The organism is uncultured Thermus sp., assembly GCF_938010445.1.
Taxonomy (GTDB): Bacteria; Deinococcota; Deinococci; order Deinococcales; family Thermaceae; genus Thermus; species Thermus altitudinis.
Window position 1 is genome coordinate 1 of record NZ_CALLUR010000181.1, and the last position, 13278, is coordinate 13278.

Genomic DNA, 13278 nt, shown 5'->3' on the forward strand with positions numbered 1-13278 from the left:
GTCCTTCACCTCCACATTCGGGTTCTCCGCCGCCGCTACAAACGTCAACGCCGCCGTTAGCGTCGTCTTCCCGTGGTCCACGTGCCCAATCGTCCCCACGTTCACGTGAGGCTTCGTACGGATAAACTCGCCCTTGGCCATCTTCGCTCTCCTTTCTCCATGCGGGGTAGGCCCTAAGGCCTACCCGAAAGGCATCCTTACTGCCCCTTGATGAGCTTCTCCTGCACCTGCTTGGGGACTTCCTGGTAGTGGTCAAAGAACATGACGAAGGAGCCCCTACCCTGGGTCTTGGAACGCAGATCGGTGGCGTAGCCGAACATCTCCGCCAAGGGCACATAGGCCCGGATCACCTGGGCGTTCCCCCTGGGCTCCATGCCCAGGATCTGGCCCCGGCGGGAGTTCAGGTCACCGATGACGTCGCCCATGTACTCCTCAGGGGTGGTGACCTCCACCCGCATGATGGGCTCGAGGATCACCGGATCCCCCTTCTGCACCGCCTCCTTGATGGCCATGGAGCCGGCGATCTTGAAGGCCATCTCGCTGGAGTCCACCTCGTGGTAAGAGCCATCGTAGAGGGTGACCTTGACGTCCACCACGGGGAAGCCGATCAGGGGACCCGACTGCATGGCCTCCTCAATCCCCTTCTGGACGGCAGGGATGTACTCCTTGGGGATCACCCCACCCACGATGGCGTTGACGAACTCAAAGCCCGAGCCTCGAGGCAAAGGCTCGGCCTTGATCTTCACATGGCCATACTGGCCACGGCCACCCGTCTGGCGGATGAACTTGCCCTCCACGTCCACGGGGCGGGTGATGGTCTCGCGGTAGGCCACCTGGGGCTTGCCCACGTTGGCGTCCACCTTGAACTCCCGCTTCAGGCGGTCCACGATGATCTCCAGGTGGAGCTCCCCCATCCCGCTGATGATGGTCTGCCCGGTCTCGGGGTGGGTGGAAACCCGGAAGGTGGGGTCCTCCTCCGCCAGGCGGGCTAGGGCCTGGGAAAGCTTGTCCTGGTCAGCCTTGGTCTTGGGCTCAATGGCCACGTCAATGACGGGTTCGGGGACCTCAATGGACTCCAGGACAATGCGAGGCGCATCCTCACCCACCAAGGTGTCCCCGGTGATGGTTTCCTTAAGGCCCACCACCGCCCCCAGGTCCCCGGCCCGAAGCTCCTCCACCTCCTCCCGGTGGTTGGCGTGCATCCTTAGGAGCCGGGCCACCCGCTCCTTGCGGCCCTTGGTGGTGTTGTACACGTAGGAGCCCGAAGTGATGGTGCCGGAGTAAACCCGGATAAAGGTGAGGCGGCCCACGTAAGGGTCGGCCATGATCTTGAAGGCCAAGGCCGCCAGGGGACCCTCGGGGTCGGGGTGGATCTCCACCTCGTTCCCCTCGGGCGTGGTGCCCTTGATGGGGGGGATGTCCAAGGGGGAGGGCAGGTAGTCCACCACCGCATCCAGAAGAAGCTGTACGCCCTTGTTTTTAAGGGCCGAACCCAGGAACACGGGGGTGATCTGGATGTCAATGGTGCCCTTGCGGATGGCCGCCACCAGCTCCTCCTCGGTGGGCTCCTCGCCCTCCAGGTACTTGAGCATCACGTTTTCATCAAAGTCGGCGGCCACCTCGATGAGCTTCTCGTGGTACTCCCGGGCCTGGGCCAGGTACTCCTCGGGGATGGGCACCTCGCGGATATCCGTACCCAGGTCGTTGCCGTAGGTGTAGGCCTTCATCCGGAGGACGTCGATGATCCCCGAGAAGGTGTCCTCCCGGCCAATGGGCAGCTGCATCACCACCGGCCTGGCCCCCAGGCGCTCCTGCATGGTGCGGATCACCAGCCAAAGGTCGGCCCCCGTCTTGTCCATCTTGTTGGCAAAGGCAATGCGGGGCACCTTGTACTTCTCCGCCTGGCGCCAGACGGTCTCCGACTGGGGCTCCACCCCCTGGCTGGAGTCAAAGACCACGATGGCCCCGTCCAAGACCCGCATGGAGCGCTCCACCTCAATGGTGAAGTCCACGTGGCCCGGGGTGTCGATGATGTTGATGCGGTGGTCCTTCCAGAAGCAGGTGGTCACGGCGGCGGTGATGGTGATGCCCCGTTCCCGCTCCTGCTCCATGAAGTCCATGGTGGCCGCACCCTCGTGCACCTCACCGATCTTGTGGATCTTGCCGGTGTAGTAGAGGATGCGCTCGGTGGTGGTGGTCTTACCGGCATCAATGTGGGCGGCGATGCCGATGTTGCGGAGCCTCTTTAGGTCGTACTCTACCTTAACCGCCATGGCTTACCACCGGTAGTGGGCGTAGGCGCGGTTGGCCTCGGCCATGCGCTCCACGTCCTCTTTCTTCTTTATCGCTCCGCCCTTGCCCTCGGCTGCGTCCATGAGCTCATGGGCGATGCGCACGGCAGCCCCCCGCTCGGAACGCGCATTGGCCGCCTGGACCAGCCAGCGTAGGGCCAAGGACTGCTGCCTTCTGGGGGAGACCTCCATGGGCACCTGGTAGTTGGCCCCACCCACGCGGCGGGAACGCACCTCCATCCGGGGCTTCACGTTCTCCACCGCCTGCCTAAAGACCTTCAACGGCTCCTGCCCGGTCTTTTCCTGGATGATGCGGCAGGCCTCGTAGAAGATGCGGGCGGCCAGGTTCTTCTTGCCCTCCCGCATGATCTTGTTGATGAAGGCCGACACCACCACATCCCCGTAGACCAGGTCGGGCTGGAGTTGGCGTACCTCTGCTCTTCTTCTCCGTGCCATAGTTCACCTACTTCTTCTTGGCCGGAGCCGCGCCCTTGGTCTCCTTGGGCCTCTTGGTCCCGTACTTGGAGCGGCTCTTCTTGCGGTCCTTCACCCCTTGGGTGTCGTAAACCCCACGCACGATGTGGTAGCGCACGCCCGGCAGGTCCTTAACACGGCCACCCCGGATGAGGACCACGGAGTGCTCCTGCAGGTTGTGCCCCTCCCCGGGAATGTAGGCGGTAACCTCGTACCCGGAGGTCAGGCGCACCTTGGCCACCTTCCGCAAGGCGGAGTTGGGCTTCTTGGGGGTTACGGTGCGCACCACGGTGCACACTCCCCGGCGGAAGGGCGACCCCTTCAAGGCCGGAACCTTGCTCTTCTTCTGGACCTTCTCGCGGCCCTTTCTGACCAGCTGGTTGATCGTCGGCAGTGCCACCACTCCCTTCTTCTTGGACTTGCCCCCGTGTTCTCAAGATCCACCCGGGGGAGTTGCCTTCCCCCGGCTTTTGCCCACACAGGGCACCACCCTCAGGGCCAGGGGCTGGCCCTGAGGGCCCTCAACTTGATTAGTGTACAGGGCTAGGCCTCTTTTGGCAAGCCGGGGGGCGAAGAAAAACCCAGCCCTCGAGGGGCTGGGGGGTTCTGGAGCCGGTGGCCGGATTTGAACCGGCGGCCTACCGCTTACGAGGCGGTTGCTCTACCGCTGAGCTACACCGGCCCGCCCTAAAGAGTCTAGGGCAGGACTCCCTTTTTGCGCAACTACCGCAAGACCACCCCGGGCTGGACCCTGAGGGCCCGGAAGAGGGGCAAAAGGGCGGAAAGAAAGGTGGCGGCCAGGCTTGCGCCGCTCACCCAGAGGAAGTCGGACAGGCGCATCTCCACGGGCAGGTGGGTGAGGAAGTAAAGCTCCCCAGGCAGGTCCACGGGGCGGAGGGCCAAATAAAGGGAAAGGAGATAGCCGAGGAGGTTGCCTAGGAGCACGCCGCCCACGCCCAAAAAGACCCCCTCGAGGGCAAAGACCAAGCCCACGGTGAGCCTCGAGGCGCCCATGGCCCGAAGGAGGGCGATCTCCGGGGTCTTTTCCACCACCTTGAGCACCAAGAGGTTGGCCACCCCTAAGGCGGCCACCGCCACGATCAAGAAGATCAGGATGCCCAAAACCCTCTTCTGCAAGGAGAGTTGCTCCAAGAGGGTGCGCTGGGTGTCCTGCCAGGCCTGGGGGAAGAACCGGGTACCCGCCAGTTCCCCACCCAGCTCCTTGGCCCGCCAGGGGTCCTTGAGGCGCACCTGGTACCCTTGCGCCCTGATCCCGGAAAGCCTTTCCACCGTCTTTAGGTCCACAAAGGCATAGGCGGAATCCAGGAGGTAGTTACCGGTACGGAAAGCCCCCAGGACCTTAAGCTCCACCCGTTCCTGGGTGGCGGACATGGCGTAAAGCCTATCCCCCACAAAGGCCCCCAAGGACTGCTGCAGGGCCGAGCCCAGGTAGATGCCCCCGGGCTCCAGCCTTAGGCCCAGCTCCGGGTAAAGGGCCTCCCCGCCTGCGCCCAGGCCCACCAGGGTGGCGAAGTCCACCCCCGGGCCCCTGGCGCCCTCCGCCGGGCGGGTTAAAAGGGCCTTGGTGGCGGCAAAGGGGGCGTAGGCCTCCACCCCGGGATGGTCCCGCCCGGGAAAAGGAGGCAGCTCCTCGCTCAAGCTGAAAAGGACCAGATGGGGATAGGCCTTCAAGGTGGCCCGCACCAGGCCGCTGACAAAACCGTTGGTGAGGGAAAGGGCGGTGAGGAGGACCGCCACCCCCACCCCTACCCCCAAAAGGGCGAGTCCGGTCTGCAAGGGTCTTCGCCTGAGGTGGGCCAGGGCCAGGAAGAGGGCAAAGCGCACGCCCTTAGGATACGGACTTTAGCGCCTGGGGTACTCCACCACCTGAAGCTCCACCAGCCTCCGGCCAAAGCGCAAGGCGGTGGCCCGGTCGGGAAGCCAAACGTCCACCTTTTCCCGCATCCTGGGGTGCATCACATCGGCCACCACGAAGACCCGGTCCCGAAAGAGGTAATCAAACTGCCCCCGGCCGCGGCCATGGACCGAACCCAGGTCGCGAAGCCGCACCTTGGTGCCGTAGGGCAACACCTTAAGGAGGTCGGGGCTCACCGCCAGAACCCCCAGGCGGGTACGCATGCCGGTGGCGGTGATGAAGGGGGTGGAGTCGGTCTCCCGCACGCTGGAGGTGTAGGCGGTGGCCTCGAGGAGCATGCTTTTTCGTACCCCAGACTGGGCCCAAGCCCCGGCAACGGCCAGGGCGAAGAGGAGCAAAATCAGGAAACCCCGCATAGCGCCCTTGAGTATGCGGGTAAACCCTTTAGCTTTCTGAGAAGGATGAGGGGGCTGGCTCATCCAAGCCAGCCCCCAAGGGCCATGGAATCGTTCCGATCACTAAGCGGCTGGCCCGCCAAGGGACGTTATCGGAAAATGCCGGATTAAAAAATCCTTAGGACCCTTTAGCTTGCTCTCAATCCGCTCCCACCCAAACCCTAGGGGCAAGGGGTGGAGGAGATCTCCAGGCGGTAGCGGCCGCTATTCTCCTCGTCAAACCCCGCCCGGGAAAGGCCCCGATCCCGCACCACCAAAAGGGTGGCGGGGGAGATGGGGGCACAGGCCATCACCGGGTCCAGGACCAAAGGGGAGGGGTCTGAGGGGCCCTTGTACAGAAGGGCCACCAGGTCCAAGGGGCCGGAATAGGTGAGCCTTAGGTACCCCGTGGCGGAAGAGACATCGTAGCGGTCAAACTCCCCCACGAACTCTATGGCCCCCTGCTTTACGCCGGTGGTGAAGGCTTCCCCGTCTCCCGCAGGGTTGTGGGTAAAGGCATCGGCGTACAGGGTAACCCGGTCCGGGCTTAGGGCGTAGTTCTCCACCCGCAGATAAAAGGCCTGGCCCGACTGCCCCTTGAAGCTGAGGCGGTACCCGGGATCGGTGGTGATCTGGGGACGCAGGGAGAGGGGCGCAAGCTCCTGCCTAGCAGCAAACCAGTTCCGGGCCACGCTCACCGCCTGCACTACCCCCTTATCGTCCAAAAGCACCAGGCGAAGCCGGGCCCTTAGTCCCAGATCGCTGGAAACCGCACTCACCCGCACCGCCCCATCTTGGGAAAGGACCATGCGGTACACCCTCACCCCGGGACGGAGCTCCCCGCCGCTTTCCTGGGCAGGGGGAAGCTGGGCCACGACGTACCCCCCCACAGGTAGGTCCCCGCTCACCGGTGGGGTGCCCTGGAGGTTGCAGGCCACTAGCAACCCCCCAGCAAGCACCGCAAGCCACCCTTTGGCTAGTCTCCCTTTGCCTCGCCACATAAAACCCCCCTTTACTCCCAGGATAGCCGGGAAGGGAGGAAGGGAGGCTTAAGTTTTCTTTAGCCTACTCCAAGACCCCCAGATAGGCGTAGAGGTCGGGTCCTCCGGGGAGGATCTCCACCACCAGGCCCGGGAACTTGCCCGCCAGTTCCTCCGCCCTTTGCCTCTCGGCGTTGGGGCCTAGGAAAAGGGTAAGGACCTCCTTGCCCTCCTGGGCCAGGCGGATAAGGCCCTCCAACACCTCCTCCGGGGTCTCCCCCATCAGGACCAGCCTCCCGTCCAAAAGGCCGATGGGTTTGTCCTTCAAGACCTTAACCCCGTCCACCTCCGCGTCCCGGCTGGCCCAGGTGACCTCGAGGGTCACCGCCCCCCTCATGGCCTCCTCCATCTCCGGAAGGAGCTCCTCGGCTTCCACCTCGGGGAGGTAGCGCACCGCGGCCGCCAGCCCCTGGCCCAGGGTGCGGGTCTGGATCACGTACACCTCCTTGCCCAACTCCTTGGCCAGTTCCGCCGCCTTCTCCGCCGCCAGGAAGACGTTGGGGTTGTTGGGGAGGAGGATCACCTTAGGGCTCGCCACGCTTCTGATGGCGGCAAGCAGGTCCTCCACGCTGGGGTTTTGCGTCTGCCCCCCCGCCACCACCCGGGCCCCCAGGCTGCGGAAGGCCCGGGTGGGCCCATGCCCCAGGGCCACGGCCACCAGGCCCGTGGGGGGCGGGGCCTCCTCCCCCGCCCCCGCCATGGCCAGGATCTCCGTGTGCTGCTCGGTCATGTCCTCCACCTTGGTGCGCACCATGCGGCCGAAGCGGGCCACGGTGGCCAGGAGGCCATCGGGGTCATCGGTGTGGATGTGCCCCTTCACGTACCCCTCGGCCCCCACCACCAAGAGGGAGTCCCCAAAGGGGGCCACCGCCTCCCGGATCCTCTCAATGGGCACCTCCACCCCCTCCATGAGGAACTCGGTGCAGTAGCCGAACTCCTCGGTGGCGAAGGCGGTCTGGGCGTAGCGCTCCACCTTGGGGGGCTCGGGCAGGGGTAACCTCAGGAGGTACCCCCGTAGGCCCTCCAGAAAGCGCACGTACCCCGCACCCCCAGCGTCCACCACCCCCGCCTGCTTCAAAACGGGAAGGAGCTCCGGGGTCTTTTCCAACGCCTCCCGGGCGGCCTTAAGGGCATGTTCCAGGACTTCCTCGAGGACCTCCCCTCTAGCCCCTTCCCCCGCAGCCCGGGCCACGGTGAGGATGGTCCCCTCCACCGGTTTCATCACCGCCTTATAGCCGGTTTCCGCCCCCAGGCGCAGGGCCTCGGCCAGGGTGGGGGCATCCAGCACCTCCTTTTGGCGGATGGCCTCGCTGAACCCCTTCAGGATTTGGGAAAGGATCACCCCGCTGTTTCCCCGGGCCCCAAGAAGGCTCCCGTAGGCTATGGCCCGGGCCACCTCGGGCATCTTGGAGGTGTCCGCCAGGTCCAGCTCCCGCCGGGCCGACTGCAGGGTGAGGTGCATGTTGGTCCCCGTGTCCCCATCGGGAACCGGGTAGACGTTGAGGGCGTTGAGCTCCTCCACGAACACGGAAAACCAATCCGTGGCGTAGCGGAAGGCCTCGGCAAGCTCCTCCGGCCTCAGGCTAGCCACGCCCCACCCCCACCACGTGCACCCGCACCTGGGAAAGCTCCACCCCAGCGAGCTTTTTGGCGGCAAAGGCCACCCGCTCCGCCAGGGACTCCACCACCGTGGGGATGCGGGTCCCCACCGCCACCACCACGTAGAAGTCCGCGGTGTACTTACCCGGGTTGGCCGGGTCTTGGCGCACCACCACGCCCTCGCTGGCCTCCTGCCGGCCTAGGATGCGCACCACCTGGTCCTTAAGCCCCGCGGGGGCCATCCCCACCACCCCCGGCACCTCGTGGGCCGCCAGGGCCAACAAGGAGGCCAAGGCCCCTTCGGTTACCGTCACCCGTCCGGGCATCCTACCTCCTTAGGGCCTCCTCGGGGGGAGTATAGGGCAAGCCGAAGGCCTCGGCCACCCCGGGGTGGGTGAGAAGCCCCTTGTGGGTGTTCAATCCTTTAAGGAGGGCGCTATCCTCCAGGAGGGCTTCCAGGCCTTTTTCCGCCAGCTTGAGCACGTAGGGCAGGGTCTGGTTGGTGAGGGCGAAGGTGCTGGTCCTGGGCACCGCCCCCGGCATGTTGGCCACCCCATAGTGCACCACCCCCTCCACCATGTAGGTGGGTTCCGCATGGGTGGTGGGGCGGATGGTCTCCACGCACCCCCCTTGGTCCACGGCCACGTCCACGATCACCGAGCCCTCCTTCATGAGGGGGAGCATGTCCCGGGTGACCAGCTTGGGGGCCTTGGCCCCCGGCACCAAAACCGCCCCGATGAGAAGGTCTGCGTGCTGGATGCTCTTCTTGATGTTGGCCTCCGTGGCGGTGAGGGTGACCACCCGGCCCCCAAAGATATCGTCCAGGTACTGCAGGCGCCTATGGTTCACGTCCAGGATGGTCACCTGGGCCCCCATGCCCAAGGCGATCTTGGCGGCGTTGGTGCCCACGGTGCCGCCCCCCAGGATCACCACGCTGGCCGGGGCCACGCCCGGCACCCCGCCCAGGAGCACCCCCCGGCCCCCATGGGGCTTCTCCAGGAACTGGGCCCCCACCTGGGGGGCCATGCGCCCCGCCACCTCGCTCATGGGTACCAGGAGGGGCAAGGAACCATCGGGAAGCTGCACGGTTTCATAGGCGATCCCCGTGACCCCGCTTTGCAGCATGGCCTCGGTAAGGGTGCGGTCGGCGGCCAGGTGCAAGTAGGTGAAGAGGATAAGCCCGGGGCGCAAAAAGGGGTACTCCTCGGGAAGGGGCTCCTTCACCTTGACCACCATCTCCGCCCCCCAGGCCTCCTCCCAGCTCACCAGCTCGGCCCCCGCCCGCTGGTACTCGGCATCGGATAGGCCGGAACCCACGCCCGCCCCCCGCTCCACCAGCACGGTATGCCCCCTTTTGACCAGGCTCTCCACGCCACCCGGGGTCATGGCCACGCGGTTTTCCAGGGTCTTGATCTCCTTGGGTACGCCGATCACCATACTAGGCCTCCTTTACAAAGACACGCCGTATCTTGAGCTTGAAACCGTCGCCCTCAGCGATGGCCAGAAGCCTCCTACGGGAATCCACCAAGGCCACATAGCCCAAAGCCGGGATGGGCAAGGGAACCCCTTCCAGAACGCGCCGGGCCTCGGTGTGGGAAAGCTCCACCGCGGGAAAGGGCAAAACATCGGTCTCGGGGATGGCCTTTTCCGGGGAGAGTTCGGAAAGCTTCACCGCCCGCTCCAACCCCACCTTGCCGATGCGGGTGCGCACCAGCCCGGAGAGAAAGGCCTTGGTCTTTAGCCTCTCCCCCAGGTCCCGGGCAAAGGCCCGCACGTAGGTGCCGGGGCCCACCACCAGGCGGATCACCGCGGTGGGGTAGGACCCCAAGGGCTTGGGAAGCTCCACCTTGCGCCCGCCCTTTTCCGCAAGCCGCCAGCCCTTGGCCGAGGGGGCGATGGGATGGGGGATGGGCCCGGGGTCCCAAGCCAGGAGTTCCACCTCCAGGTACTTTACCGGCCTGGGGCCCAGCTCCAAGGGCTTTCCCTCCCGGGCCACCTCGTAGGCCCTTTTCCCCCCCACCTTGATGGCGGAGTAGAGGGGAGGCACCTGCTCTTTCAGCTTCAAAAACGAAGGGAGCACGCTCTCCAGGTCCTTGCGGTCAAAGCGCACCGGGGCCTCCTCGCTTATAGGACCTTCGGCATCCAAGGTGGGGGTGGTGGCCCCAAAGGAAACCCAGGCGATGTACTCCTTCTCCTCCCCCGAGAGGAAGGGGACCAGCTTGGTGCTCTCGTCGGAAACCAGGAGGAGAAGGCCCGTGGCCAAGGGATCCAGGGTGCCGGTATGCCCCACCCGGCGGGTGGAGAGAAGGCGCCTCGCCTCCTCCACCACGTCATGGGAGGTGAGGTGGAGGGGCTTGTCCACCGCATAGAGGGCCATGCCTAGGGGATTGTATCACCACCCGGTGGGGAAAAGAATGGAGGCATGGACCTGCAAGACCTTTACCCCAGCCTCGCCTTGGCCTGGCCCCGGCCCGGGGTGCTGGAGATCACCCTAAAGGGCGAGAAGTTGAACGCCTTGGGCCCAAGGGCCCACCGGGACCTGGCCCGGATCTGGCGGGACCTCCGGGAGCTGGAAGAGGTGAGGAGCGTCCTCCTAAGGGGCGAGGGTGGGGTCTTCTCCGCCGGGGGCTCCTTCGCCCTGATTGAGGAGATGCGCGCCTCCCACCGGGCCCTCTTGCGGGTCTTTTGGGAGGCCCGGGAGCTGGTCCTAGGACCCTTGGACTTCCCCAGGCCCGTGGTGGCGGCCGTGGAAGGGGTGGCGGTGGGGGCGGGGCTGGCCTTGGCCCTAGCCAGCGACGTGGTGGTGGCGGGCAAGGGGGCCAGGCTTCTGGACGGCCACCTGCGGCTTGGGGTGGCCGCCGGGGACCATGCGGTCCTCCTTTGGCCCCTTCTTTTGGGCATGGCCAAGGCCAAGTACCACCTTCTCCTCAACGAGCCCCTCACCGGGGAGGAGGCGGAAAGGCTGGGCCTGGTGGCCCTGGCGGTGGAGGACGACCAGGTGTACGAGAAGGCCCTCGAGGTGGCCACCCGCCTGGCCGAAGGCCCCAAGGAGGCCCTGAACTTCACCAAGCACGCCCTAAACAACTGGTTCCGCACCTTCCTGCCCCATTTTGAGGTCTCCTTGGCCCTGGAGTTTCTGGGGTTCCAAGGGGAGGAGCTGGAAGAGGGCTTAAGGGCGCTTAGGGAAAAGCGAAAACCCCTGTTTTAGCCATGGAGAAGCCTCTGCGTCTACAGACCTTTCTGGCCCGTGCGGGCGTGGCGAGCCGCAGGAAGGCGGAGGAGCTGATCCGCCAGGGCCGGGTGCGGGTGAATGGGGCCGTGGCCACCTTGGGACAGAAGGTGAACCCAGGGGACGTGGTGGAGGTGGACGGCAAGCGGGTGGAACCCTTGGCCGAGAGGGTGGTCCTGGCCCTGCACAAACCCCGGGGCTACACCACCACCCGCCATGACCCCCACGCCCAAAGGACGGTCTTCCACCTCCTGCCCCCTATCCCCGGTCTCCACCCCATAGGCCGCCTGGACCGGGATTCCGAGGGGCTCCTCCTCTTCACCAACGACGGGAGCCTGACCCTCCGCCTCACCCATCCCCGCTATGGGGTGAGGAAGGTCTACCGGGTCTGGACGGAAAGGGGTACCCTGCCCAGGTCCGTCTGCCAGAGGCTTCTAGAGGGGGTGGAGCTGGAGGATGGCCCCGCTCGGGCCTTGGCCTGCCGCCCCGCCCCCGGGGGGGCCCTCCTCACCCTGGCGGAGGGCCGGAAGCGGGAGGTGCGCAGGATGCTAAAGGAGGTGGGCTACCCGGTAAAGCGCCTCCTAAGGCTCCAGGTGGGGCCCATCCGCTTGGGCCAGCTTCCCCCGGGCAAGTGGCGGCGGCTATCGCCGGAGGAGGTAGAGGCCCTTCTTCAACAAACTTCGGTAGAATGAGGGCCATGTTCACCGCGGGAAACGGACCCGTGCAGATCCCCGCCGAAACCCTAGCCAACCGGGTAAAGGAGCTGGGAGCCCAGATCGCCCAGGACTACCAGGGGAAAACCCCGCACCTCATCTGCGTCCTGAATGGGGCCTTCATCTTCATGGCCGACCTGGTGCGGGCCATCCCCCTTCCCCTCACCCTGGACTTCATCTCCATCAGCTCCTACGGCAACGCCTACCGCACCAGCGGCGAGGTGGAACTCCTTAAAGACCTGCGCCTTCCCATCCATGGCCGGGACGTGATCGTGGTGGAGGACATCGTGGACACAGGGCTTACCCTTTCCTACTTGCTGGACTACCTCGAGGCCCGCAAGCCCGCCTCGGTGCGGGTGGCGGCCCTCCTCTCCAAGCCCAGCCGCCGCCAGGTGGAGGTGCCCATCCACTACCTGGGCTTTGAGATTGAGGACGCCTACGTCTACGGCTACGGCCTGGACCGGGCCCAGTTTGACCGCAACCTGCCCTTCATCACCTCCCTTCATCCGGAGGAGGAATGAAGTACCTGGACCTGATCGCCGTGCTCTTCGCCGCCGTCCTCTTGGTTTCCAACGTGGCCTCCACCAAGCTGGTGATCCTAGGGCCTTTCACCTTTGACGGCGGTACCCTGCTTTTCCCCTTGGCCTACATCTTCGGGGATGTGCTCACCGAGGTCTACGGCTACCGGCGTAGCCGCCGGGTGATCTGGCTGGGATTTTTCGCCCTTCTCCTGGCCACCCTCACCTTCCAAGGGGTGGCCGCCCTCCCCGCCCCCAAGGACGGGGAAAGCCAGCGCTTTGCCGAGGCCTTTGGCCTCCTTCTGGGCCTTACCCCCAGGATCGTCTTGGGTAGCCTGCTGGCCTACTTCGTGGGGGAGTTCGCCAACGCCTATGTGCTGGCCAAGCTGAAGGTGAAGACCGAGGGGCGCTTCTTCTGGCTGAGGGCCCTCGCCTCCACCCTGGTGGGCCAGGGGCTGGACACGGGCATCTTCCTCCTGGTGGCCTTCTACGGGGTCTTCCCCCCGGAGGTGCTCCTCGCCGTCTTCCCTTCCAACTACGTCTTCAAGGTGGGCGTGGAGGCCTTCATGCTCCCTATCACCTACGGGGTGGTGGGCTTCCTCAAGCGGGTGGAGGGGCTTGACGTCTACGACCGGGACACGGACTTTAACCCCTTCCGTTTGGCGTGACGACACCCTGCTCTAAAGAGCAAGGCTTCTCGGCTCCGGGTGTAAACCCGTCCCCGAAGGCTCCGTCCGAGCCTTAGCCAAGATGTTCACTGCCGCTGCCACGTCCCGATGGAGAAGAGCCCCACAAGAGGGACACGTGAACTCCCTGACCCACAAAGGCCTCTTCTCCCGGTGACCGCAGACAGGGCAATCTTGGCTCGTGTACTTAGGGTCTACCTTGATGACCCGCCTACCAGCCGCTTTGGGGCCCCTGCCCCAAATGAACCGCCGCCGCTTTGTAGGCAAGGATTTGGAGAAACTGCGCCCACCCTGCGTCAAGTACCCCTTTGGCAAGAGAAGAACGGGATAGTCCGTCTATGTTCAGGTCTTCATGGACAATGACACCATAGCGGTTTACAAGCCTCCTGGCAAGTTTGTGGTGGAAGTCTTTCCGCTG

Annotated in this window: 16 protein-coding genes, 1 tRNA gene and 1 pseudogene; 4 read left to right on the forward strand and 14 right to left on the reverse strand. The window is 65.2% G+C overall.

Annotation, left to right across the window (positions count from 1 at the left end):
- The 12 genes from Q0693_RS10430 to truB all read right to left on the reverse strand — a co-directional run.
- On the reverse strand, positions 1-141 hold a 141-nt coding region (locus Q0693_RS10430), incomplete at its 3' end, for a GTP-binding protein (RefSeq protein WP_279165230.1).
- A gap of 56 nt (positions 142-197) precedes the next feature.
- Positions 198-2273, reverse strand: coding sequence for an elongation factor G (gene fusA / locus Q0693_RS10435; protein ID WP_243032319.1), 2076 nt, complete (start codon positions 2271-2273; stop codon positions 198-200).
- A gap of 3 nt (positions 2274-2276) precedes the next feature.
- A complete protein-coding gene (rpsG, locus tag Q0693_RS10440) occupies positions 2277-2747 on the reverse strand; it encodes a 30S ribosomal protein S7 (protein ID WP_243032321.1) in 471 nt (156 codons plus the stop codon).
- A gap of 7 nt (positions 2748-2754) precedes the next feature.
- The gene (gene rpsL / locus Q0693_RS10445; protein ID WP_071677942.1) at positions 2755-3159 is read right to left on the reverse strand and encodes a 30S ribosomal protein S12; all 405 of its coding nucleotides are present in this window, start codon (positions 3157-3159) and stop codon (positions 2755-2757) included.
- Positions 3160-3372: 213 nt separating this feature from the next.
- Positions 3373-3447, reverse strand: a tRNA-Thr gene (locus Q0693_RS10450).
- A 41-nt stretch (positions 3448-3488) separates the two neighbouring features.
- On the reverse strand, positions 3489-4610 hold the full coding sequence (locus Q0693_RS10455) for an FtsX-like permease family protein (protein WP_298631621.1): 1122 nt from the start codon (positions 4608-4610) through the stop codon (positions 3489-3491).
- Between the two features lie 18 nt (positions 4611-4628).
- Positions 4629-5057, reverse strand: coding sequence for a 3D domain-containing protein (locus tag Q0693_RS10460; RefSeq protein WP_243032324.1), 429 nt, complete (start codon positions 5055-5057; stop codon positions 4629-4631).
- A gap of 200 nt (positions 5058-5257) precedes the next feature.
- On the reverse strand, positions 5258-6013 hold the full coding sequence (locus Q0693_RS10465; protein WP_298631625.1) for a hypothetical protein: 756 nt from the start codon (positions 6011-6013) through the stop codon (positions 5258-5260).
- A gap of 127 nt (positions 6014-6140) precedes the next feature.
- Positions 6141-7706 carry a DAK2 domain-containing protein gene (locus Q0693_RS10470; protein WP_298631626.1) on the reverse strand — a complete coding sequence of 522 codons (1566 nt, stop codon included), beginning with the start codon at positions 7704-7706 and terminating at the stop codon, positions 6141-6143.
- Positions 7699-8040 (reverse strand): Asp23/Gls24 family envelope stress response protein, encoded by a 342-nt coding sequence (locus Q0693_RS10475; RefSeq protein ID WP_243032328.1) that lies wholly within the window; start codon positions 8038-8040, stop codon positions 7699-7701. Before Q0693_RS10475 ends, Q0693_RS10470 begins: the two co-directional genes overlap by 8 nt.
- Position 8041: 1 nt before the next feature.
- Positions 8042-9151, reverse strand: a complete 1110-nt coding sequence (gene ald, locus Q0693_RS10480) for an alanine dehydrogenase (RefSeq protein WP_298631633.1) — start codon at positions 9149-9151, stop codon at positions 8042-8044.
- A 1-nt stretch (position 9152) separates the two neighbouring features.
- A complete protein-coding gene (gene truB / locus Q0693_RS10485; RefSeq protein WP_243032333.1) occupies positions 9153-10091 on the reverse strand; it encodes a tRNA pseudouridine(55) synthase TruB in 939 nt (312 codons plus the stop codon).
- A 45-nt stretch (positions 10092-10136) separates the two neighbouring features.
- Between truB and Q0693_RS10490 the strand changes: the two genes are divergently transcribed.
- From Q0693_RS10490 to Q0693_RS10505, 4 genes are read left to right on the forward strand one after another with little or no spacing between them, the layout of a single operon-like run.
- Positions 10137-10922, forward strand: a complete 786-nt coding sequence (locus tag Q0693_RS10490; RefSeq protein WP_243032335.1) for an enoyl-CoA hydratase/isomerase family protein — start codon at positions 10137-10139, stop codon at positions 10920-10922.
- Positions 10923-10924: 2 nt separating this feature from the next.
- Positions 10925-11635, forward strand: coding sequence for a pseudouridine synthase (locus Q0693_RS10495; protein WP_243032337.1), 711 nt, complete (start codon positions 10925-10927; stop codon positions 11633-11635).
- On the forward strand, positions 11632-12177 hold the full coding sequence (hpt, locus tag Q0693_RS10500; protein WP_243032340.1) for a hypoxanthine phosphoribosyltransferase: 546 nt from the start codon (positions 11632-11634) through the stop codon (positions 12175-12177). Before Q0693_RS10495 ends, hpt begins: the two co-directional genes overlap by 4 nt.
- The gene (locus Q0693_RS10505; protein WP_298631641.1) at positions 12174-12842 is read left to right on the forward strand and encodes a queuosine precursor transporter; all 669 of its coding nucleotides are present in this window, start codon (positions 12174-12176) and stop codon (positions 12840-12842) included. Before hpt ends, Q0693_RS10505 begins: the two co-directional genes overlap by 4 nt.
- A 12-nt stretch (positions 12843-12854) precedes the next feature.
- On the opposite strand, the gene Q0693_RS10510 is transcribed toward Q0693_RS10505, so the two are convergent.
- Both Q0693_RS10510 and Q0693_RS10515 read right to left on the reverse strand, forming a co-directional pair.
- Positions 12855-13160, reverse strand: coding sequence for a transposase (locus Q0693_RS10510; protein ID WP_366140540.1), 306 nt, complete (start codon positions 13158-13160; stop codon positions 12855-12857).
- Positions 13072-13278 (reverse strand): annotated as a pseudogene (locus Q0693_RS10515) (hypothetical protein); the annotation flags it as partial. The pseudogene Q0693_RS10515 and the gene Q0693_RS10510, both read right to left, overlap by 89 nt.

What these genes read in the sequence shown, in the direction of transcription:
- truB (WP_243032333.1), bottom strand. Translation starts at nt 10,091, where the DNA reads ATGGCCCTCTATGCGGTGGACAAGCCCCTCCACCTCACCTCCCATGAC.
- Q0693_RS10490 (WP_243032335.1), top strand. Translation starts at nt 10,137, where the DNA reads ATGGACCTGCAAGACCTTTACCCCAGCCTCGCCTTGGCCTGGCCCCGG.
- Q0693_RS10460 (WP_243032324.1), bottom strand. Translation starts at nt 5,057, where the DNA reads ATGCGGGGTTTCCTGATTTTGCTCCTCTTCGCCCTGGCCGTTGCCGGG.
- fusA (WP_243032319.1), bottom strand. Translation starts at nt 2,273, where the DNA reads ATGGCGGTTAAGGTAGAGTACGACCTAAAGAGGCTCCGCAACATCGGC.
- ald (WP_298631633.1), bottom strand. Translation starts at nt 9,151, where the DNA reads ATGGTGATCGGCGTACCCAAGGAGATCAAGACCCTGGAAAACCGCGTG.
- Q0693_RS10475 (WP_243032328.1), bottom strand. Translation starts at nt 8,040, where the DNA reads ATGCCCGGACGGGTGACGGTAACCGAAGGGGCCTTGGCCTCCTTGTTG.
- hpt (WP_243032340.1), top strand. Translation starts at nt 11,632, where the DNA reads ATGAGGGCCATGTTCACCGCGGGAAACGGACCCGTGCAGATCCCCGCC.
- Q0693_RS10495 (WP_243032337.1), top strand. Translation starts at nt 10,925, where the DNA reads ATGGAGAAGCCTCTGCGTCTACAGACCTTTCTGGCCCGTGCGGGCGTG.
- Q0693_RS10505 (WP_298631641.1), top strand. Translation starts at nt 12,174, where the DNA reads ATGAAGTACCTGGACCTGATCGCCGTGCTCTTCGCCGCCGTCCTCTTG.
- rpsG (WP_243032321.1), bottom strand. Translation starts at nt 2,747, where the DNA reads ATGGCACGGAGAAGAAGAGCAGAGGTACGCCAACTCCAGCCCGACCTG.